The 20,258-nt window shown below is 67.2% G+C and carries 18 protein-coding genes and 1 pseudogene; 10 read left to right on the top strand and 9 right to left on the bottom strand.

Translation table 11 applies throughout. The features are described from left to right. Positions 1 to 163 precede the first annotated feature (163 nt). Complete coding sequence (locus VFB33_06215) at positions 164 to 553, bottom strand: hypothetical protein (GenBank protein HZO81273.1); 390 nt, start codon at positions 551 to 553, stop codon at positions 164 to 166. Between the two features lie 27 nt (positions 554 to 580). Continuing rightward, on the bottom strand, positions 581 to 997 hold the full coding sequence (locus tag VFB33_06220; GenBank protein ID HZO81274.1) for a nuclear transport factor 2 family protein: 417 nt from the start codon (positions 995 to 997) through the stop codon (positions 581 to 583). Between the two features lie 141 nt (positions 998 to 1,138). Between VFB33_06220 and VFB33_06225 the strand changes: the two genes are divergently transcribed. The 3 genes from VFB33_06225 to VFB33_06235 all read left to right on the top strand — a co-directional run bounded on the left by VFB33_06225 (position 1,139) and on the right by VFB33_06235 (position 4,230). Next, on the top strand, positions 1,139 to 2,743 hold the full coding sequence (locus VFB33_06225) for a hypothetical protein (GenBank protein HZO81275.1): 1,605 nt from the start codon (positions 1,139 to 1,141) through the stop codon (positions 2,741 to 2,743). 406 nt (positions 2,744 to 3,149) lie between these two features. Next, on the top strand, positions 3,150 to 3,650 hold the full coding sequence (locus tag VFB33_06230) for a cupin domain-containing protein (GenBank protein ID HZO81276.1): 501 nt from the start codon (positions 3,150 to 3,152) through the stop codon (positions 3,648 to 3,650). A gap of 364 nt (positions 3,651 to 4,014) precedes the next feature. Continuing rightward, a complete protein-coding gene (locus tag VFB33_06235) occupies positions 4,015 to 4,230 on the top strand; it encodes a hypothetical protein (protein HZO81277.1) in 216 nt (71 codons plus the stop codon). A 258-nt stretch (positions 4,231 to 4,488) separates the two neighbouring features. Here VFB33_06235 and VFB33_06240 read toward each other — a convergent pair whose 3' ends face one another. Continuing rightward, positions 4,489 to 6,231 carry a CocE/NonD family hydrolase gene (locus VFB33_06240; GenBank protein ID HZO81278.1) on the bottom strand — a complete coding sequence of 581 codons (1,743 nt, stop codon included), beginning with the start codon at positions 6,229 to 6,231 and terminating at the stop codon, positions 4,489 to 4,491. Positions 6,232 to 6,637: 406 nt separating this feature from the next. Between VFB33_06240 and VFB33_06245 the strand changes: the two genes are divergently transcribed. Continuing rightward, positions 6,638 to 7,576, top strand: coding sequence for an alpha/beta hydrolase (locus tag VFB33_06245; GenBank protein HZO81279.1), 939 nt, complete (start codon positions 6,638 to 6,640; stop codon positions 7,574 to 7,576). A 57-nt stretch (positions 7,577 to 7,633) separates the two neighbouring features. After that, the gene (locus VFB33_06250) at positions 7,634 to 8,569 is read left to right on the top strand and encodes an alpha/beta hydrolase (protein HZO81280.1); all 936 of its coding nucleotides are present in this window, start codon (positions 7,634 to 7,636) and stop codon (positions 8,567 to 8,569) included. A gap of 219 nt (positions 8,570 to 8,788) precedes the next feature. Here VFB33_06250 and VFB33_06255 read toward each other — a convergent pair whose 3' ends face one another. Further along, positions 8,789 to 9,595, bottom strand: a complete 807-nt coding sequence (locus tag VFB33_06255) for a Dam family site-specific DNA-(adenine-N6)-methyltransferase (GenBank protein ID HZO81281.1) — start codon at positions 9,593 to 9,595, stop codon at positions 8,789 to 8,791. Then, positions 9,592 to 10,197 (bottom strand): DsbA family protein, encoded by a 606-nt coding sequence (locus VFB33_06260; protein HZO81282.1) that lies wholly within the window; start codon positions 10,195 to 10,197, stop codon positions 9,592 to 9,594. The genes VFB33_06255 and VFB33_06260 overlap by 4 nt, the downstream gene beginning before the upstream one ends. Positions 10,198 to 10,414: 217 nt before the next feature. Between VFB33_06260 and VFB33_06265 the strand changes: the two are divergent. Next, a pseudogene (locus tag VFB33_06265) lies at positions 10,415 to 10,831 on the top strand (NUDIX hydrolase). Positions 10,832 to 10,915: 84 nt separating this feature from the next. On the opposite strand, the gene VFB33_06270 reads toward VFB33_06265, so the two are convergent. Continuing rightward, entirely contained in the window at positions 10,916 to 11,128 is a 213-nt protein-coding gene (locus VFB33_06270; GenBank protein HZO81283.1) for a hypothetical protein, read from the bottom strand. 366 nt (positions 11,129 to 11,494) lie between these two features. On the opposite strand from VFB33_06270, the gene VFB33_06275 reads away from it, so the two are divergent. From VFB33_06275 to VFB33_06290, 4 genes are all read left to right on the top strand, one after another. Further along, positions 11,495 to 13,219: a gamma-glutamyltransferase family protein gene (locus tag VFB33_06275; protein ID HZO81284.1), complete on the top strand. Its 1,725-nt coding sequence runs from the start codon at positions 11,495 to 11,497 to the stop codon at positions 13,217 to 13,219. Positions 13,220 to 13,233: 14 nt separating this feature from the next. After that, positions 13,234 to 14,061 (top strand): cyclase family protein, encoded by an 828-nt coding sequence (locus VFB33_06280; GenBank protein HZO81285.1) that lies wholly within the window; start codon positions 13,234 to 13,236, stop codon positions 14,059 to 14,061. Between the two features lie 392 nt (positions 14,062 to 14,453). Continuing rightward, positions 14,454 to 14,801 carry a glycine zipper domain-containing protein gene (locus tag VFB33_06285; protein HZO81286.1) on the top strand — a complete coding sequence of 116 codons (348 nt, stop codon included), beginning with the start codon at positions 14,454 to 14,456 and terminating at the stop codon, positions 14,799 to 14,801. A gap of 43 nt (positions 14,802 to 14,844) precedes the next feature. Then, positions 14,845 to 15,177, top strand: coding sequence for a glycine zipper domain-containing protein (locus VFB33_06290; GenBank protein ID HZO81287.1), 333 nt, complete (start codon positions 14,845 to 14,847; stop codon positions 15,175 to 15,177). A gap of 79 nt (positions 15,178 to 15,256) precedes the next feature. Here the strand turns inward: VFB33_06290 and VFB33_06295 are convergent, their stop codons facing one another. From VFB33_06295 to metH, 3 genes are all read right to left on the bottom strand, one after another. Next, positions 15,257 to 16,087: a methylated-DNA--[protein]-cysteine S-methyltransferase gene (locus tag VFB33_06295; GenBank protein HZO81288.1), complete on the bottom strand. Its 831-nt coding sequence runs from the start codon at positions 16,085 to 16,087 to the stop codon at positions 15,257 to 15,259. 5 nt (positions 16,088 to 16,092) lie between these two features. Beyond that, positions 16,093 to 16,608: an RNA polymerase sigma factor gene (locus VFB33_06300; GenBank protein HZO81289.1), complete on the bottom strand. Its 516-nt coding sequence runs from the start codon at positions 16,606 to 16,608 to the stop codon at positions 16,093 to 16,095. 79 nt (positions 16,609 to 16,687) lie between these two features. Beyond that, positions 16,688 to 20,218, bottom strand: a complete 3,531-nt coding sequence (gene metH / locus VFB33_06305; protein HZO81290.1) for a methionine synthase — start codon at positions 20,216 to 20,218, stop codon at positions 16,688 to 16,690. Positions 20,219 to 20,258: the final 40 nt, after the last annotated feature.

A 20,258-nucleotide genomic window follows, 5' to 3' on the forward strand; every position in this document is an offset into this window, starting at 1 on the left:
CTCAGACCGCCTGCTGCTCTCCGGCACCAAGGTGCGCGAGATGCTCCGCCGCGGCGAGGCTCCCCCGCCAGAGTTCACCCGCCCCGAAATCGCCGCCATCCTCCTGCGCGCCATGCGCGACCCCGCCTAGATCCCCGCGGCGGGTGCGACGCGCTCCGCGCGCCTAGTCGTCGGACGGTGGGTTCTGCGCGCCGGAGAACGCGCCGCCGTTGTCGCCCGCGGGCTGCTGAACCGGCGGAGCGTCGGCGTCGTCGTCATCGGATGACGGCGGAGGCTGCGCGGACGGATTGTCGTCAGAGTCAGAAGACGGCGGCTGCGGAGCGGATTCGAGGTCACCCGGCATCGCGGCCTGGGGCACGTTGACGGCCGCGCCGCCGTCGTCATCCTCGTCGCTAGCGCCGGCGGTCTCCGGCGCGTCGGCAGAGCCGGGAACCGCGATTGCGCTTCCCGACTGCGCGACTACAAGCGCCCGCGCAGATTTCGGATGGGAGCGCGGGTTCCTGGCGCGTGGCGTCAATCCGGCCGCGACCGCGACGCCCAGCGCAACGCTCATCAGCGCGGCTATCATATGAATTCGCCTCTACTGCAATGGCGGTTCATCGCCCTCGGGCGGCGCCATCACCGGCGAGCCATGATGGGAAACCATCCACCAACGCCCTTGCGCATGCTCGAAGACGTTGGTCGCCAGCACGCGGCTGCGGCTTCGCCCGTCGTAGCCGTGCTGAGTGAGATTCTCTTCGACCACGACAACTGCCAGATCGCCGCTGACCATCAGTTGCGCCTCGCCGAGGTCGAACTTCATCTCGAAGACGTTGTCGAAGATGCGCTCGAAGCTGTCCATGATCGCGCCCCATCCGACCAGCCGGCGCCATCCGGGATGGATGCAGATGATCCGGGGGTCGCGCAGCCACACCTCGGCCATCCTTTCGACATCCAGGCTTTCGAAGGCACGGTAGAACGCGCGATTTGCCTCAAGCACTGCCTCGCGCTCCGACATGGGGCCGCCTTCCCGGGGAATGTCCAGAGTTTATCCGCCGCGGCGTTGACGCGCTAGCGGCCGGGCGGACGCGCGCGGTACGGCCTGGGTCGGCGCCCGCTTGGGCGGGGCGAATTGCCGGGTCCGTTGCTGGCGGCTAGCATGGTCGTCGAGGCGGGGATGGAAGCGGACGCGGCGCACGCCAGCCACGACACGCCCGAGACTCTGATCGGACCGCAACGCTCGCCAACCTCGCTGCTCCGTTACTCGCCGGCGTTGGTGCTGCTGATCGCGGTGCTGATGAACGCGGCGCAGTGGACCGACGTTGATCCCTGGCTGCGTATCCTGCTCGGACGGCTGACGATCGCCCGGGGCCATGCGCCAACGAGCGAGAGCTTTTCCTACACGGCCTTCGGTCATCCGTGGTGGGACCACGAATGGCTGACGGAAGTCCTGTTCGCTGCAATCTATGACAAGTTCGGCGTGCTTGGCCTCAAACTGCTGAAACTTGCCTGCTCGTGTGCGATTGCAGCGCTGCTCGCGGCGGCGCTGGCCGAGACCGGCGCCGCGGTCAGTATCCAACTACCAATCCTGCTGGCGAGCGCGATCGGACTTGCCCCGTTCGTCCAATATCGCCCGCAGCTTTTCACCTTCCTGTTCACCAGCGCGCTGCTCGCCGTACTGGCGCGCGAGAATTACCGGCGCACGGCGCCGCTGTGGCTCGCGATCCCGATCTGCCTGCTGTGGGCCAATCTGCATGGCGCCTTCTTCGTTGGCCTCGGCATCCTCGCCACTTACACCACCGGCGCGGGCGCGGCCGATCTGATCGCCGGGCGCGGTCTGTGGCGCGGGATCAGACTTGGCGCAATCACGATCGCGGTCGCGCTGGCCACCCTGGTTAACCCCTACGGCATCCGGCTTTGGACCACGGTCCTGGCGTCAAGCGGTCGATGGATGAAGGGGCTCGACACGCAGTGGCAGCCGACGCTCACGGTGATGGCGGCGCAGCTTCACGGCTCGCCCGCAACCTTCGTATGCCTGGTGGTCGTGCTGGCCGCGACCGCGGCGCTCGGCGTGCTGCTCGTTGTGCGCCCGCGGGCTGACGATCTGCCGTTGGTGGTGGTCGCAGCAGTGGTCACCGCGAGCGGGCTGGCTGCAATTCGCAACTTGCCCCTGCAGGCGCTCGCGATCGTCGCGCCGCTGGGGCGCCGCGCGGGCCTGCTCTTCGGCCCCGCCGGCGCGGCCGCTCCCGCCCCGCCGCCGCGCCGATCGCTGGGCCACGAACTGATAATCGTCGCAGTCGCCCTGATGGTTGCGCTCGCCACCGGAGAGCTTTCGGGCAGGCTGATCAACACCGTCGATACGCCCACCGGCGCGGTGGCGTTCATGCGCCGCCACGATTTGCACGGCAACGTGCTGTGCGACTTCGACTGGGCGGCCTATTTCATCGCGCGCGAGGTGCCGCCGTCGCGCATCTTCATCGACGGCCGCCAGGACATGGCCTACCCGATCGCGGTGCTGCGCGACTACATAATTTTTACCGAGGGCGGCGCGGGCGCAGCGGCGGTCCTGCGGCGCTATCCGCCCGACTACGTTCTGATCCCGCTCGGCAAGCCGGGCTACCGTTTCATGAGCGCGCAGCCGGACTGGCGCCTCGTCTATCGCGACAACGTCTCCGCCCTTTTCGCGCGGGCGGATTCGCCCGCCGCGCGCATCGATGGCGTCCCGGTCCAAGGCCACAGCGGCCCGGACTTTGCCCCGCTGTAGAAGGGACGGGATGGGCGGGCGTTCTCGCGGCCTGCATCGGCGTCGTCGGACTGGTTTAATCCGGCTTGATCTGGCGCAGGATGAAGAGACACGGGATCATCGACACGATCGATATCGTCGATCGTCAATGGTTGGGGCTGCTCCCGGTAGTGGCTTACCTGCTGATGATGGCGGGGTGAGCGGAACTCGCGCGTCGCCCTACGGCGGCGCTCGAATTTCTCGCCGCCGCGCTGATTCTGCTTCTCCTCATCGGCACCCGCGACGCCCGGGACGTGACGGTGTGGATCATCGACCGCCGCCGGCACAGCAAGCGCTGCTGTCTTAACCGCATATATGTTGATTCGCGGACATGCGCCGCGCGCCGCGCCCGGTTACTATCTGGCCGACCAGCGCGGAGGTCTCCACGATGGACAACCGTACCAACGTCGTGAACGAAGCGAGCCTGCCGTGGACCGAGGCCGGCCACGGCGCGCGTTTCCATTGTCTGCGCAAGCAGCTCAGCGCGCCGGCCGGCGGGCGGAAGCTCGGATGCTCGCTGTACGAGTTGGCGCCGGGCAAGAGCGCGTGGCCGGCGCACTATCACACCGCCAACGAAGAGGCGATCTATATCCTTGAAGGCGCCGGCACGCTCAGACTCGGCGGCCGCGAAATTCCGCTCGCGCGCGGCGACTATGTCGCGCTACTCCCGGCCGCCGATGCGGCCCATCGCCTGGCTAACACCTCGGACAAGCCGCTGCGCTATCTCTGCTTTTCGACGATGATCGAGCCTGAGGTGACGGTCTATCCGGATTCCAACAAGATCGGAATCTCTGTCGGAGCAGCGCCTGGCGGACCCAGGGAGAAGCGCACGCTCGCCAAGTCGCTGCGCGCCGATGCCGAGGTCGATTACTGGGACGGCGAGCGCTGACCGGCTGCGCGCTGGCGCTCGCCGCTCTGTGAGCAGTCGAGCCGTCCGCACGCTGCGAGGAGCATGTCAGAATGCAATCCCGTCCTTCATTTTGCAGCACAGCGACGCGATCACGGGTTCGGATTCTGGTTTGATTTCTTCGAGGTTTTCTCTGGTTTGGAAATTGCGCTTCGCCTTTGGGCGTGAGGCTGTGGGCAAAGCTGCACCCGGCGCAGCGGATTGCAAAGAGAATGGGCAACGCCGTACTCCTCGCGCCGGCGAGATTCGGGTCAGGTCCGGTCTGTCCAATGAACATGCCGCGGCCTGGTAGCTTCTTAGCCGCCCGATTCAACCGATACAGCCTAACAGACACATTCGTCCCCCCATGGATCATTTGACGCTCTTCGGCCTGTTCGCCGTGACCGCAATGCTCGTGTGTTACGCGCTGGAGCAACGCAGCCGATGGTTCGTGCTCGCCTTTGCGGGCGCATGCGTGCTGGGCTCGGCCTACGGTTTTTTGCAAGGAGCGTGGCCGTTCGGAGTGGTCGAAGCAATCTGGTCGGCGGTCGCGGTGCGCCGCTGGTGGCTGGTCGCCGATTAGCGTTTGCGTCCCTCGCTGCAAGCAGGGCAATCGCGGCCCGCAGCTCCGCGACCGGCGCCCTAGAAGTGGAAGACGCGCACGGCGCGGATCAGCGCGCCGTCCCATTCGACCAGTTCGAGCGCCTGCGCCGGATGGTCGGCGTCCAGGTTGGAATGGCGGCGGTACTCGATCGCGGCGCGGTTGCCGGACTCCGTGACGGAGACAGCTCGAAGCGCAGCGCGGTGAAGCGCCTGAGGCGTCCGCCGCGCAGCTGCGAGGTCAGCGCCGGCGCGGAATCACGGGCAGGCTCAGGTAAGAGGCGAAATTGCACTCGTGCATCACGCTTTGCAGCGCCGGACGCATCTCGGCGTCGGTGAACAGCTCGTGCCCGGTGTTAGGATTGCGGTCGAAGCGCGGGAAATTCGACGAGCTCACCTCCAGGCGCACGCGATGGCCGGCCTTGAACACGTTAGCCGTCGCCCACATGTCGATCTTGAACTCGTACACCTTGCCCGGGACCATCAGCTTCGGCTCCGACTGCGATTCGCGCACGCGCGCGCGGATAATCCCGTCAGTCAGATTGCGCGCGAAGCCGCAGGGGCCGACGTCCACCAGCTTGGCAGTGAAGTCGGTGTCGGGCGCCGACGACGACGCGTACAGGGTCAGCGACACCGGGCCGATCACTTCGAGGTCCTCGGCGAGCGGCTCGGTGGAGTACACCAGCACGTCGGCGCGATGCTCGACCGCGCTTTGATCCATCGCGCCGCCCATCAGCGCGTTGGCGTAGCAGCAGAGCCCGCCGCCCGCGGTCGGCACCGGGTCGAGCGGATTGTAGAGGAAGGAGTCCGCCGGCTCGTTGCCGGGCGGCTCGGTCGCGAGCGCGCCGTCGCCCATCGCGCCGTTGGCCCTACCGCGGCTGTGCAGGTAGTAGCGGCGGCTCTCGGCGCCGGGCACCGGCCATTCCTTCTCCTCGCGCCATTCGTTTACGCCCATCACGAACAGCTTGACCGGCGCCTCCTTGTCGACGCCGTTGTCGATGCCCTTGAGCCAGCGATCGAAAAAGCGCAGCTGCGCGCCGTCGTAGTCGATCGCAACCGGCCCCGAGCGGAAGCCGTAATCGAACTGGCCGACCAGGCTCGAGAAGGGCAGCGTATGGTGCCAGGGACCGACCAGCAGGCGCTGGCCGGCGCGGGCCTCGGCCGAGGCCCCGCGCGCGCGCATCCCGACGTAGTTGCGCAGGGTGCCGCCCATGAAGATGTCGTGCCATCCGCCGACGTTGAGCGCCGGCACCCCGACCTTGTCGTGCTGCTCCTCGATACAGAGTGCGCGCCAGTAGTCGTCGTAGTAAGGATGGTCGAGCCAGTCGAAGAAGTAGGGCGCGCCGACACGGAAGAGCGGGAACTCACGCAGCGGCATCGCCTCCATCTTCTGGCGCATCACGTCGATGCTCTCCATCAGCGCGCTTAGCTCCTCGGCCGCCTTCGGATTTTCCGCCCGCTCGCGCATCAGGCGCGTCAGTCCCAGCGTGATCATCAGCCAACTCACGCTGAAGAACAGCTCGAACGCGCCGCCCTGATAAACCCATCCGTCGTGGTAGTCGCTCGCCGTGATCGACGGCACCATCGCCTTGAGGCTGGGCGGGCGCCGGGTGGCGGCGAGCCACTGGGTCGCGCCCATGTAGGAGGCGCCGAAGGTGCCGACGCTGCCGTTGGACCACGGCTGGCGCCCCAGCCATTCGATCGTGTCGTAGCCGTCGCGCGCCTCATCGAGGAAGCAGCGGAAGGTGCCCTGGGAGGCGAACAGCCCGCGGCAGTCCTGGACCACGACGTTGTAGCCGGCGCGCGCCGCGCGCATCACGTCGAGCGTGTTGAGCGTGATCGGCGGAAACGACTTGTCGTAGGGCGTGCGGTTGAGCAGCACCGGCAGTTTCTCGGGGCCGTCGGGCCGGTAGAGGTCGGCCTTCAGCACGCACCCGTCACGCATCGGGATTTCGATGTCCTTGTCAACGATGATCCTGGCCATGTGGCTCGCGGGCTCCTTTTCGCGGTCGCCGCCGCAGCCTGTCGCGCGTCACTGCTGCGCCTTGAGCGCGCCGCGTTTGCGCTCGGCCGCTGTGCCGTTTAAGGTCGCTTGTAGCCCGAACTCCGTAAGGGCTTCAAGCGAACGCGCGCGGCGCTTGCGGCGCGCAGGCTCGAATATCGGGCGGGAGGCGATGCGATGGCGACGGAACGGCAGCGTGAGATCAGGCGCAGGCGCAAGCGGCGCGAGAAGCGGCTCAAGGCGCGCGTGCGCGAGGCGCGCCGGCAGAAGAAAAGGCGCGCCTAGCACCCGCCACAGACGGTGCGGCGGCGCCGCCGGCGAGTTGCCATAGCCGCGCGTTCGCGCTACTTCCCAAGCGCGCGTAATCCCATTGCCGAGGAGCTCAGCGATGCAACTCCATCCGCAGATGAAGGCGATTCTCGACCAGGCCGCCGCCGCCGGCGCCAAGCCCTTCCATTCCATGACGCCGGTCGAGGCACGCCAGGCGATCAACGGCCTGCTCGAAGCGTTCAAAGGCACGCCGGAATCGGTGGCCAAGTCCGAGCGGCGCGAGATTCCGGGCCCCGCCGGGCGCATCCCGGTCCAGATCTACACGCCCGAGGGCAAGGGTCCGTTTCCGGTGCTGGTGTATTACCATGGCGGCGGATGGACGATCGGCGAGACCGCGTCATGGGATCCGTTCAGCCGCTCGCTGTGCAATGCCTCGGGATGCGTCGTAATTGCGGTCGAGTACCGGCTCGCGCCCGAGCATAAATTTCCCGCTCCGGTCGAAGACTGCTACGCCGCCGCCGACTGGGCATCCAAGAACGCGGCGTCGATCGGCGGCGACCCCCAGCGCGTGGCGGTCGGCGGCGACAGCGCGGGCGGCAATCTCGCTGCTGCGGTCTCGCTGATGGCGCGCGACCGCGGCGGACCCAGGCTCGCCTTCCAGCTGCTCATCTACCCGGCGACCGACGCCGCGCTCGACACGCCCTCGCAGCAGCAGTTCAAGGACGACGGCTACATCCTCTCCCGCCACGACATGGTCTGGTTCTGGGGGCATTACCTGCGCAACGACGCCGACAAGTCGAATCCTTACGCCTGCCCGGCGCAAGCGAGCGACCTGCGCGGTCTGCCGCCGGCGCTGGTGGTGACCGCCGGCTTCGACCCCCTGCGTGATGAGGGCGAGACCTACGCCGCGCGGCTCCAGGACGCCGGCGTCAAGTGCGAGTGCGTGCGCTACGAGGGCGTGACCCACGGCTTCGTGCTGTTCGGGACCGTGCTCGACGAGGGCCGCAAGGCGATCGCCGACATGGGCGCGGCGCTTAAAAAGGCACTCGCGCGGTGAGCCGTCAGCGCCGCTGTTAAGTTCGACGCCGAAGGTCGGTGCCCGGAGGTTCGTGCGATGCCGCTCGACCCGCAGATGAAGGCGATCCTCGACAAAGCCGCCGCGGCCGGCAATCCGCCCTTCCATAAGCTCACGCCGGCGGCGGCGCGCGCCTTCATCCGCAGTCGCCCGCCGATGGGCGCGCCGGAGTCGGTCGCCCATGTCGAAGACCGGCGCATCCCGGGCCCCGCCGGCCAGATCCCCATCCGCATCTACCGGCCCATCGGGAGCGCGCCGCTGCCGGCGGTGGTTTTCTTTCACGGCGGCGGATGGGTGGTCGGCGACATCGAGATGACCGACCCGGTGTGCCGGATTCTGACCAACGCCGCGCGCTGCGCAACGGTGTCGGTCGATTACCGGCTGGCCCCCGAGCATCGCTTCCCCGCCGGTCCCGAGGATTGTTACGCGGCCACGCGATGGGTGGCCGAGAACGCGGCGATGATCGGCGCCGACCCCGCGCGGCTTGCGGTCGCTGGTACCAGCGCGGGCGCGTCGCTGGCGACGGTGGCGGCGATGATGGCGCGCGACCGCGGCGGGCCACAGCTCGGCTACCAGGTGTTGTGGTATCCGGCAACCGACGCCGAGATGGATACGCCGTCGCATCGCAACTACGCCACCGACAGCTACTACTTCCTCTCGCGCGCCGATATGGAATGGTTCTGGGGCCACTACCTGTCGTCGGAGCGCGACAAGGCCAATCCCTACTGCGCACCCGCCGCGGCCAAGGACTTAAGCGGCCTGCCGCCCGCGCTCGTGATCACCGCCGAGTACGATCCGCTGCGCGACGAGGGCGAGGAGTACGCCGCGCGGCTGCGGCGCGCGGGCGTGGCGACGCGATGCACGCGTTACGAGGGCGTGACCCACGGTTTTGTCGGGATGGCGCAGATCCTCGCCAAGGGCCGCCAGGCGGTCGAGGAAGCTGCCGCCGCCCTGCGCGAGACGTTCGGCCGCTGACCCGCTGCTTATGTCGTGGAAACGTGGCACAGGCTTTCGCCTGTGACTAAAGAACGCCGGGACTCTTCGCCGGGCAGCCACGTGCGCGGGGGACAGAGAAAGACGCCGGCAGAAAGCACTGCTGGCGCGGGCCAGGCGCCCGCGCGCCAGTCAGCGGACAGGGACGCCCGCTCCACAGAACTGAACAAAGAGTACGCAGGCTTACAAGAGATGGACTCACTATAGGCCGCGCGTCGCGAGGACCTCGCGAGCGGGATGGCGGTCGCCGGTGCAGCTGATGCGGCGCGGTGCATCGAGGATATGCAGCGAAAAGCCGAGCCTGCGATAAAGCCGCGCGATTCGTGGGGTCGCCTGGTTCGACAGCACCACCGGGCCGCGATGGCGCGCCAAGAACTCAGCCAGCCGCACCTGCTCGTCCCATCCGAACCGTTCCTTTGAGTATTGAGTGAACACTACATCATAGGGCGGATCGGCGTAGATGAAATCGCCGCGCTCAAGCGGCAGCGACTCGAAATCGCCCGCCTCGAACTCCCATCGTGCGAACGCCTCCCGGTACGAGGAAAAGTCAGTAGAGTAGTTGATTCTGATATAACGGCCGAAGGGCACGTTGAATTCGCCCTTACTATTGAATCGGCACAGCCCGTTGTAGCCTGTGCGATTGAGATAGTAGAAGAGCGCCGCCGCTTCTTCGCTGTTTGCGTCCCCGCCGGCGATCAGTTCATTGAAGCGCGCGCGATGCGTATAGTAGAGCGTCGCGTCGTTGCGCATCTCCAACCCGATCTTCAGCCCCCGCTTGAGCCATCGGTAGAAGTTCACCACGTGTGGGTTGATGTCGGCGAGCGACGCCCGCGCTGGCATCAGGCCGAGCGCAATCGCAAGTCCGCCGCACAAGGGCTCCACGAGCCGCCGCTGCGAATGCCCGGCCCATAGCCGGCGCAGATGAGGCACCAGCCATCGCTTGCCTCCTGCCCACTTGAGCGGCGGCCGCAGCCCCGGCGCGGTCGCTGGGGCGAAGGCGGGGCTCACGCCCGAGGCTCCGCCGCGCGGCGTGCGAGGAACCGCCCGAGCACCATCCGCATCGTCTCGATCGGCTGGATTCCGATAAGCGGGAAATCACCCAGAACAAAGGTCGGATAGCCGAGCGCTGAGAAGCGATCGGCCTCGCGCTTGTTCTCGGCGATCCGCTCGGCCATCGCGCCGCGCTCCAGGGCGTCACGAAACCGCACCGGGTCCAGTCCCGCTCGGGCCGCGATCGCGCACAGGACGTCGAGCGCGCCGATATCCGCGCGTTCCTCAAAGGCGGCGCGAAAGACCGCGTCGTGGTAGGCGCGGAACGCGCCCGCCTCGCGCGCGAACTCCGCGCCCTGGAGCGCAGGCTGCGAGTCGAGCCAACGCGCGGGCGGCTCGACCGCCACTGCGGTCTCGGCGGCGACGTTTTGAATTCTGGCGCGCTCGAGCGCGCCCAGCGGCTGTCCGGGGCGCGCGCGATAATTGCGCAGCGCGATCGGTACGCCCTTCCATAGCGCGGCGAAGCCAAGCTCGCGCTCGAGTTCAACCACGATCCGCCAGGCGACATAGCACAGGGTCGAGGCGTAGTCGAAGTAGATCGGAATTACCGGCTGCTCCATCGCGACGCGTCCGGCTCAAGTATGTTCCGCGCGCTTGGCGCCCGCAATTCCGTGGCGGGGCGCGCGCGGCCCTTGCGCGCGCCCTGCGCCTGCCGCCAAGCTTAGGCGATGGGAACGCGGCGCGAAGTGCTCAAGTTGGGGGTCGTCGATCTCGGGGTGGAAACGGCGGAGCTGCCTAACGGTGTGACGGTCGAGCTCGCCGTCACGCCATCCAGGGGCAAGCGCGATCGTCGCACTTGACGACGCACGCCGTGTGGCGTTGCTCCGCCAGTGGCGCCACGCGGCCGGCGGATGGATGTGGGAGATCCCGGCCGGATGCCGCAATGCCGGCGAGGACGGGCTCACGTGCGCGCGGCGCGAACTCGGCGAAGAGGCGGGACTTGCAGCGCGCCGCTGGGAGCGGCTCGGCACGATCGTCACGATTCCCAGCTTCTGCGACGAGCGGATCGAGCTTTACCTCGCGCGCGAGCTGCGCGACGCGCCCGGTCGGCTCGACCATGATGAAGTGATAAGGCTGTCGCAGGTCAGTCTCGACGAGGCACTGGCGATGATCGCGCGCGAGGAGATCATCGACGCCAAATCGATCGTGGCGTTGATGCGCGCGCGCGATTTCCTCGCCGCCGAGAACGCCTAGGGAGGTCGGGGTCGGAAGGAGACCCGGGCGCGCTCGCGTCCGCGCCGGCCTGGCTATCGATCAGGCAGGCTGCTCAGCGCGTGCTCACTCGACGACAACTTCGTCGGGGAACAGGAAGGTGGTGGCGCCGTCGTCGAACTGGACCAGAAGCATCCGGCGTCCAAGGTTGTCGACGCTGCGCAAGATGCGAGGCCTTTCGCTAAACCTGCTAAAACCCTCGTGGTCGCGGACCGGCTTAAGCAGACGGCATCGCCGCCCGACTATCGAATCCAAGTTCGTGCTTTCCATGTCAATCATGCCCCCTCCCCGCGAATCTTCCTCCCGCTGGTTGCCGAAACATGACTCACATCCAAGCCTAAGCAATCATCGCGCCTATAGATTAGACGCCCGACGTACGATTTCGATTCCGTTCCCCGATTGCCGAAAAAGCGCAAGCGGCGCCAGCCTTTTTTCAATCGCTACGGGAACTCTTTCGCGGCCTTGCGACTTGCTCTTGATTTGCGGCCCGAATCGAGTCAGGAACAGGTTGGGCTGACTTGGGGGTACGCCGCCGCCGCTCACCGCTAGCCCTCAAAATTCTCGCTAACGGACGCCAAGTCTCAGAAGATACTCGTTATACCAGATATGTCAACGTTATATCCGCTCCTGAGAGGCCGCCAGGTGATGATTGCCACTGAGCATCACCTCTCCGCCGCCGCTGGCGCCCGCATCTTCGCGCGTGGCGGAAATGCAATCGACGCTGCCCTCGCCGCAACCCTCGTCGAGGGCGTGGTCAACCCGCACATGCACACGATCGGCGGTGAGGCGCCGATGCTCGTGCGCGAAGGCGGCTCGGGACGCGTGGTCGCGATCAACGGCAATACGATGGCGCCTGCGCGCGCGACGATCGCCCATTACCGGGCGCTCGGTCTGGAGCTGATGCCCGGCGAGGGGCTGCTCGCGGCCGGCGTGCCCGCCGCCTTCGGCGCCGTGATCTGCGCGCTGGAAAACTTCGGCACGGTGACGCTTGCCGAAGTTGCGGAGCCCGCGCTCGCGCTGTGCACGGACGGCTTTCCGATGCATCCGGGGCTGAGCGGCCCGCCCGACGGCCACGAGATTACGACCGCGCTGGGCCCCTCGACCATCCGCGCCAACGCCGAGGTCTATCGCACCCGGTGGCCGTCAACGGCGCGGCTGTATATGCCCGGCGGTGACGTCCCACACCCGGGCGAGATCATCAAGAACCCGGCGCTCGCGAATTTCTTCCGCCGCCTGCTCGACGCCGAGGCGAGCCATCGCAACGGTGGACGTGCGGCCGGCTTGCGCGCGGCGCTCGAGCGCTTCTATCGCGGCGACATCGCGCGCGAGATTGTCGGCCACAGCGAGGCCCACGGCGGTCTTCTTGCGCTCGAAGACCTCGCCACCTTCACGACCCGTATCGAGGAGCCGGTCAGCCGCGGCTATCGCGGCGCGACGGTGTTCAAATGTGGGCCGTGGTCGCAGGGGCCGGTCTTTCTCCAGCAGCTCGCGCTGCTCGAAGGCTTCGACCTGCGCGCGATGGGCCACAACTCGGCCGACTACCTTCACACCCTGGTCGAGGCGGCCAAGCTGGCGTTTGCCGACCGCGAGCTTTACTACGCCGATCCCGATTTCGTCGCTGTCCCGCTCGCCGCGCTGCTCTCGGAGCGCTATGCAGCGCTGCGGCGCGAGCTTATCGACACGGCGCGCGCCTCGATGGAACTGCGGCCGGGCGATCCGCAGGCGATGCGTGCGCGGGCAGACGCGCCTGCGCCTGCGCGCCCGTGGGGCGCGGGCACGACGCACGTCGATGCTGCCGATCGGCAAGGCAACCTGATCGCGATCACGCCCAGCGGCGCATGGATCCGCAGCTCGCCGGTGATCGAGGCGCTGGGCTTCCCGCTCGGCACGCGTCTTCAGACCTTCTATCTCGACGAGCGTCATCCCAATGCGCTGGCTCCGCACAAACGGCCGCGCACCACGCTGACGCCCTCGATAGCGGAGACGCGCGACGGACGATGGATCGCCTTCGGCACCCAGGGCGGCGACCAGCAGGACCAGTGGACGCTACAGTTCTTTCTTAACGTGGTCGAGTTCGAGATGGACTTACAGGAGGCGATCGAAGCTCCGCGCTACTCGTGCGTGCATTTTCCTTCGTCGTTCTATCCGCATGACGCACATCCGGGCGTCTTGCGGCTGGAGAATCGCGTCGACGCGCAGGTGCGCGCGGCGCTCGCCGAGCGCGGTCATTTGCTCGAGGAACGGCCGCCGTGGTGCGACGGCAATGTGCTCGCGGTCTCATTCGACGGCGCGCGCATGGCTCTGGCCGGCGGTGCCGACCCGCGCGGGCAACTCGCGCCGCTGATGCCGGCGCAGGCGATCGGATGGTAGGGGAGGGAAGACGGATGGGCATAACGGGCGGCGTGGCGGCCGCAGTGGCGCTGTTGATGCTTGCGGCGGTGGGGCCGGCGCGAGCGCAAGGCGAGCTGTTCAATCCGGAGAAGATCGTCAGCCTCAACGAGAACGGCAAGGTCGTCGATCTGAGCTACACGTTCGACGCCTCGACCATCTACTGGCCCACCGAAGGGGGCTTCGTGCATCAGTTCGAACAGTTCGGCATCCATCAGCCGGGTGGCTACTTCTATGCCTCGGCGCGCTTCGCCGCCGCCGAGCATGGTGGTACACACATGGACGCGCCGCTGCACTTCAACCGCAACGGGATGGCCGTCGATCAGATTCCGATGAGCTACCTGATGGGGCCCGCGGCCGTTATCGACTTTTCCGCCCGCGCCCTCAAAGACCCCGACGCGATGCTTACGCTGGAGGAAGTCCACGCCTACGAACGCACGCATGGGCAGATTCCGTCGGGGGCGATCGTGGTCGCTCGCTCGGGATGGGGTCGATACTGGCCAGATCGCAAACAGTATCTCGGTAGCGACAAGCCCGGCGACGTGACCCACTTGCACTTTCCCGGCTTTTCCCCCGAGGCTGTGAAATTTTTACTCACCCAGCGCAATGTGGTAGCGCTGGCGATCGACACTGCCAGCATCGATCCTGGCAGCTCCACCGACTTCCCGGTGCATCGCCTATGGCTGGGCGCAAACCGGGTCGCGTTTGAAAATCTCGCCAACGCGGATAAGCTCCCGTTCGGCGGAGCGACCCTATTCTGTATTCCGTTGAAAATCGCGCACGGCACCGGCGCTCCGACCAGGATTTTCGCAATACTTCCGTAGGGTTATCCGCAGTGGCCGGATCCTGGATTGAAGCTTCTAACCTGTGCGCGAGCTGCCTTGAGTCACTCGCGCCTGTGGCGTAAAGCGCGTAGCGGTGCACCAATTCGGCGGCGTCGCCGCACGGGCGGCCGTGAGGGGATCAAAAATAACTAGAGAAAGCGTACAATGGTTTGACGTGGCACGCGGGCATGAAAAGTGCTCAAAGGGCAACCGAAGCGTTTTGCGCATCGGAAGCCCTGACGTGCGGACAGGCGTAGAGAAAGCGATCGTGAGCTTGGCGGTTCAGACCGCGCCGACTACTCTATCGCATGCGGTGCCTGCCCATTCGAGAAGGTAATGTGAGCGGGCTCACGAAACGGAGCAGGGTGCGCTCAGTAGACAGGAGGGGAACGATGCGCAAGGGCACGGTTGTGACAATTTTACTGGCGGCGGCTGGAGCGCTGTTGTTGGCCGGATGTTCCGGGCAGCCGCTGTCGACACGTGAAAAGGGTACGCTTTTGGGCGGCGGCTTGGGTGCCGCAACCGGCGCGATTATCGGCGCCGCAGTCGGCGCGCCCGGTGCAGGCGCCGCCATCGGCGGCGCGCTGGGCGGCGTGACCGGCTTTGCGGTCGGCAATGAGATGCAGAACAACGAGGTCCAGCAGCAGCAGACCCAAGGCCAGATTCAGCAGCAGCAGCAGGAGCTCGAGCAGCAGCGACAGGAGATCGAGCGGCTCAAGCAGCAGCAGCAAACCGAGTGACAGGAGGTTGATGGAGGGTATGCATAAGCCTTCAGGGGGGAGGATGGCGGCCGCAGCGCTGATTTTGGGCGCGGCCTTTGCGCTGGCAGGATGCAGCGGCCAGCCGCTGTCAACGCGCGAGAAGGGCACACTGGGCGGTGGGCTGCTTGGCGCAGGTGCCGGCGCAATCATCGGCTCCGCGGTGGGTGCCCCGGGCGCGGGCGCAGCGATCGGCGGTGCGCTGGGCGCCGGCACCGGCTTTGTGGTCGGCAACGCGATGCAAAATCAGGAAGTCACTTCACAGCAGCAACAGGGTCAAATCCAGGCTCAGCAGCGCGAGATCCAGAGCCAGCGCCGCCAGATCCAGCAGCTCCAGCAGCAGCAGGAAACCGAGTAGCCTGACCTTTGCGCGCTTGGCGCGCGAACCCCAGCCGTGGGTTCGCGCGCCGCGCCCTCCGCCTTTCAGCGCCTGCCGGCTAGGACGGACGGCACAGCTTGCACGCGCGCATTCCGGCCCCGCGCGCACGGCGCGGATCGGCGAAGATAACCATCCGGTTGTGGTCGGCGCGCATGGCCGCGCGGCATCGCGGATCGCAGAAGATCCGCGTCTGCAGATGGCCCATCACTGTGCCGGCGGGCAGCCGGCAGTCGCGATCGACGCAAAAGCCCTCCGTGCGCAGCAGCCTTAGCTTGCGCTCCACGCCACCGCCATAGTGCCCGACCGTGCCGTCGGAGCGGATCACACGATGGCATGGCACATAGAGCGGAACCGGATTGATCGCCATCGTGGTGCCGATCGCGCGCTGCGCGTTGGGCGCGCCCACCGCGGCCGCCAGCGCCTGATAGGTGATGACCGCCCCCGGCGGCACCGCCCGCCGCAGCCGCATCAGTGCGCGCCGCTGGAAGGGGCTCTCGACGAGGCTGAGGTCCACCGGATGATTCAGCAGCGCGTGCGCGTCCCCGTCGAGATAGCGCAGGATCTCGCGCCGCACGCGCTCGGCGGCCTGTGCGTCCTCGACGAGGTCGAAGCGCCGGCGCAGGGCGTCGAGTGGGTCGGACGCGCCGCTTACGTCAAGAAAGCGCAGCGCGAGCAGGCCGCGCGCGCTTTCCGCCACCAGCATCTCTCCGAGCGGCGTCTCAATCACCCCGACGCGCGCCCGCGGGCGGCGAATCCGCGCCAATGCGCGCGCCATCGGCGCGCGCGCCACGCCGAGCGCCGCCTCGACTGCGGCGTCGTCGCGCGCGGCGTCGCACATAAGCGGCCGGTCGTCCTGGAGCATGTCGTCCGTAAGCAGCGTGTCGTTCATCGCCTTCACCGAATCGCCTGGAGCTTTTTAAGCGCCTGGTAAACGTGAGCGCGCGCGCTTTCGGCCGAGCAATCGAGCGCGGCGCCGATCTCCTCGTATTCCAGCCCCTCGAACTTGCGCATCACCAGCGCCAGCCCCTGCTTGTGCGGGAGCCGCGCCAGCGCGCGCTTGAGATTGAGCATGCCGGCGTGGCCGTCGGCGACCGCAGCCGCGTGCAGCGCGCCATTTTCCCCGCCCGGTGGTTCGGCGCCGGTGCGAAAGACGCGCGCGCGGCGGGCGTGATCGCGCGCGCGGTTGCGGCAGAGGTTGGCGGCGATCTTGTACAGCCACGGCCTCAGCCCCGCCTCCGAGTCGAGCTGCGAATAGGCGCGGTAGGCGCGCAGCCAAGTCTCCTGGAAGAGGTCGAGCGCGTCCTCGCGGTCGCGCGTCATGCGCAGGAGAAAGCGCATGATTTCGCGCTCGTGGCGGCTTAGCGCCTCCTCGAACGGAGGCGGCAGGGCGAGCGTGGCGATGGATTTCATCACGTACGCTTATAACCCCGCCGCCCGCCGGACGTGAATCGGGCCGGTTACAGGGAGCGCAGCGCTTCCTGCACGTCACTTACGACAGGGCGGCCACGCGGGGTGAAGTCTCGGCTGCCAGCTCGCGCTCGAGCGCCTCAGTGTCGGCGGCGGAAAGGCTGAAGTAGCGTGCCTCGGGATGGTGGAAGACGATCGCGCTCACCGAGCTCTCGGGATCCATCATCCAGCCCTCGGTGAGCGTCACGCCAATCGCATGCTTGTCGACGTCGAGCAGGCGGAAGAGTTTCTCCTGGTCCTCGAGCCGCGGACAAGCCGGATAGCCGAACGAGTAGCGTTTGCCGCGGTAGTGCGCCTGGAACAGGTCTCTCATCGCGATCGCCGCCGGGTCAGCGAAACCCCACATCGCGCGGATCTTCTGATGGAGCAGCTCGGCGAACGCCTCAGCGCCCTCCAGCGCGAGCACCTGCAGGATGTGCGAGCGCAGGTATTCGCCGCGCTCCTTCCATTGCTCGGCCAGCGCACGCACGCCGGTGCCGATGGTGGTCACGAACATACAAACATAGTCCGTGCGTCCTGAGCCGCGCGGCGCGACGTAATCGGCAAGGCAGAGGCCCGGCTCCTCGCTCTGGCGGCCGAAGACGAATCGTTCGAGCACGGTTTTGCCGTCCGGCGCGCAGATCTCGATCGTGCGGTCGCCGTCGGAGCGCGCCGGGAAAAAGCGATAAATCGCGTTGGCCGCGATGTCCGCCCGTGCGAGCATCACCTCTTCGACCGCGGCAACCGCCGCCTTGAGCTCTTTGGCGCGCGGGTCGCCCTCGGCGAGCGCTTGCTCGTAGTTGCGCAGGCCGAGGTGGCGCGTATAGAGCATCACCGGGTTGATGTAGCGGAAGATCTCGCCGAGGTCGTAGCCGCGCACGACGTGGGATTTGAGGTCCGGCGGCTGCGGAATCTCGACATCCTGGCGCACCGCAGACGCCTTGCGCGCGGCGCGCGCGGGGGCGGCAGCGGGCCTGGCCGATGCCAGCAGCCTGTGCGTTTCGGCCTCCAGCGCCCGGCGCAGCGCGGCGCGCCGCTCCTCGTCCATGATCTGGTTGGCCAGGTCCAGCCCTTCCATCGCGTCGTTGGCGTAGGCGACGAGTCCGTCGTATTCCGGCGCGATCTTCATCCGGGTAAAGCGCGCCGAGAGCGCGGCGCCGCCGACCAGGATCGGACAGGCGATCCCAGCCGCGCGCAGGTCCTGCGCCGTCGCGACCATCATCTGCGCTGACTTCACGAGCAGTCCGGAGAGCCCAATCGCGTCCGGATGATGCTCCTCGTAGGCCTTGATCAGCTCCTCGGGCGGCACCTTGATGCCGAGATTGAGCACGCGGTAGCCGTTGTTGCTGAGGATGATATCGACGAGGTTCTTGCCGATGTCGTGGACGTCGCCCTTGACCGTGGCGAGAACGATGGTGCCGCGGGCGGCGCTGTCCGTCTTCTCCATGTGAGGTTCGAGATAGGCGACCGCGGCCTTCATCGCCTCGGCCGACTGGAGCACCTCGGCAACGATCATCTGGTTCGCGTTGAACAGCCGGCCAACTTCGTCCATCCCCTTCATCAGCGGGCCGTTGATGATCTCCAGCGGCGGACGCGTCTTGAGCGCCTCGTCGAGGTCCTCGGTCAGTCCCTCGCGCGAGCCTTCGAGGATATAGAGCGCGAGCCGCTCGTCGAGCGGCAGCGCGCGATGCTCGGCGTGCGACGGCTTCGACTTGCGCGCGCGGAAATAGCCGGCGAATGCCGCGATCGGGTCCTCGCCGCGCCACCAGATCAGGTCCTCGGCGAGCCGGCGCTCCTCCTCGGGAATCGAGTGGTAGCGCTCGAGCTTTTCGGCGTTGACGATCGCGAGATCGAGCCCGTTTTGCACGCAATGGTAGAGCATCACCGAGTTCAGCACCTCGCGTCCGGCCTCGGGCAGGCCGAAGGAGACGTTGGAGATGCCGAGCACGGTCCTGCACCGCGGCATCGTGGTCTTGATCAGCGCGATGCCCTCGATGGTCTCGACCGCCGAGCCGATGTAGTTGCGGTCGCCGGTGCCGACCGGGAAGACCAGTGGGTCGAAGATGATGTCCTCGGGCTCGACGCCGTACTTTTCGGTGAGCAGCTTGTAGGAGCGCTCGGCGATCGCGAGCTTGCGCGCGCGCGTGATCGCCTGCGCCTGCTGCTTGTCCTCGTCGATGCAGCCGACGACCAGCGCCGCTCCGTAGCGCCGCGCAAGCGGCACCACGCGCTCGAAGCGCTCCTCGCCGTCCTCGAGGTTGATCGAGTTGATAATCGACTTGCCCGGTGTGCGCTTGAGCGCCTCTTCGAGCGCGCGCGCGTCGGTGGTGTCGATCATCAGCGGAACCTTGACCTTTTTAACCTCGACTTCGAGGAAGGCGGTCAGATCGGCGACCTCGTTGCGGTCGGGGTCCTGCAGACAGACGTCGAGCAGGTGGGCGCCGCGGCGCACCTGGAGCCGGCCGACCTCGGCGGCCTCTTCGAGGCGGCCTTCCGCGATGAGCCGCTTGAACTTGCGGCTGCCGAGCACATTGGTGCGCTCGCCGACGATCACCGGTCGGGTGTTCTCGTCGATCACCAGCGCCTCGATTCCCGAAACCACCGAGCGGCGCACGGTGGCGGGCCGTCGCGGGCGCTTGCCCGCGGCCATCTGCGCGAGCATCCGGATGTGCGCGGCGGTCGTACCGCAGCATCCGCCGACCAGGTTGATCCATCCGGCGTCGACGAAGCGCTCCAGCTTAAAGGCGAGCGACTCAGGCGACTCGTTGTAATGGCCTTCCTCGTCGGGCAGCCCGGCGTTGGGCACGCAGGCGACGTCGAAGCGACAAATTGCCGAGAGCGTGCGCAGATGGTCGGTCATGAAGTCGGGGCCGGTCGCGCAGTTGAGCCCCATCCAGAGCAGCTCGCGATGGGCGAGCGAGGTGTAGAAGGCCTCGATGTCCTGCCCCGCGAGCAACGTCCCCATCGTCTCGATCGTGCCCGACACCGCGACCGCGACTTCAATGCCTGCGGTGGCCGTCGCGCGCTCGATTCCGAGCAGCCCGGCCTTGCAGTTGAGCGTGTCCTGCACGGTCTCGAGCAGCAGCAGGTCGACGCCGCCCTCGATCAGTCCCTCGGCCTGCTCCTGGTAGGCCGCCGCCAGCTGGTCGAAGGTGACGCCGCCGGTGACTGAGATGGCCTTGGTCGTCGGCCCCATCGAGCCGGCGACGAAGCGCGGCTTAGCGGCCGTGGCGGCGGCGTCGGCGGCGGCGCGCGCGATCTGCGCGGCCGTCCGATTGATTTCGCGCGCATGCTCGGCGAGCCCGTATTCGGCAAGGACGATCGAAGTGGCGCCGAAGGTGTTGGTCTCGATGATGTCGGCGCCGGCGTCGAGGAAGCCCTGATGCAGCTCGCGGATCCTGTCGGGCCGGGTGCGGACGAGGTTCTCGTTGCATCCTTCGAACTGGGCGCCGCCGAAGTCGGCGGCGCCCAGATGCATCGCTTGGATCGAAGTTCCCGCCGCGCCGTCAATTATGACGATCCGCTCGGCGAGCGCCTCGCGCAGAAGTTTCAGTCGGTCCCGGGTAGTACTCATCCTTCGAAACAGGCCGCCAGGCCCCTGAACAGTCAGCCTA

It is taken from the genome of Candidatus Binataceae bacterium, from assembly GCA_035650475.1.
In the GTDB taxonomy this organism is placed as follows: domain Bacteria; phylum Desulfobacterota; class Binatia; order Binatales; family Binataceae; genus JAKAVN01.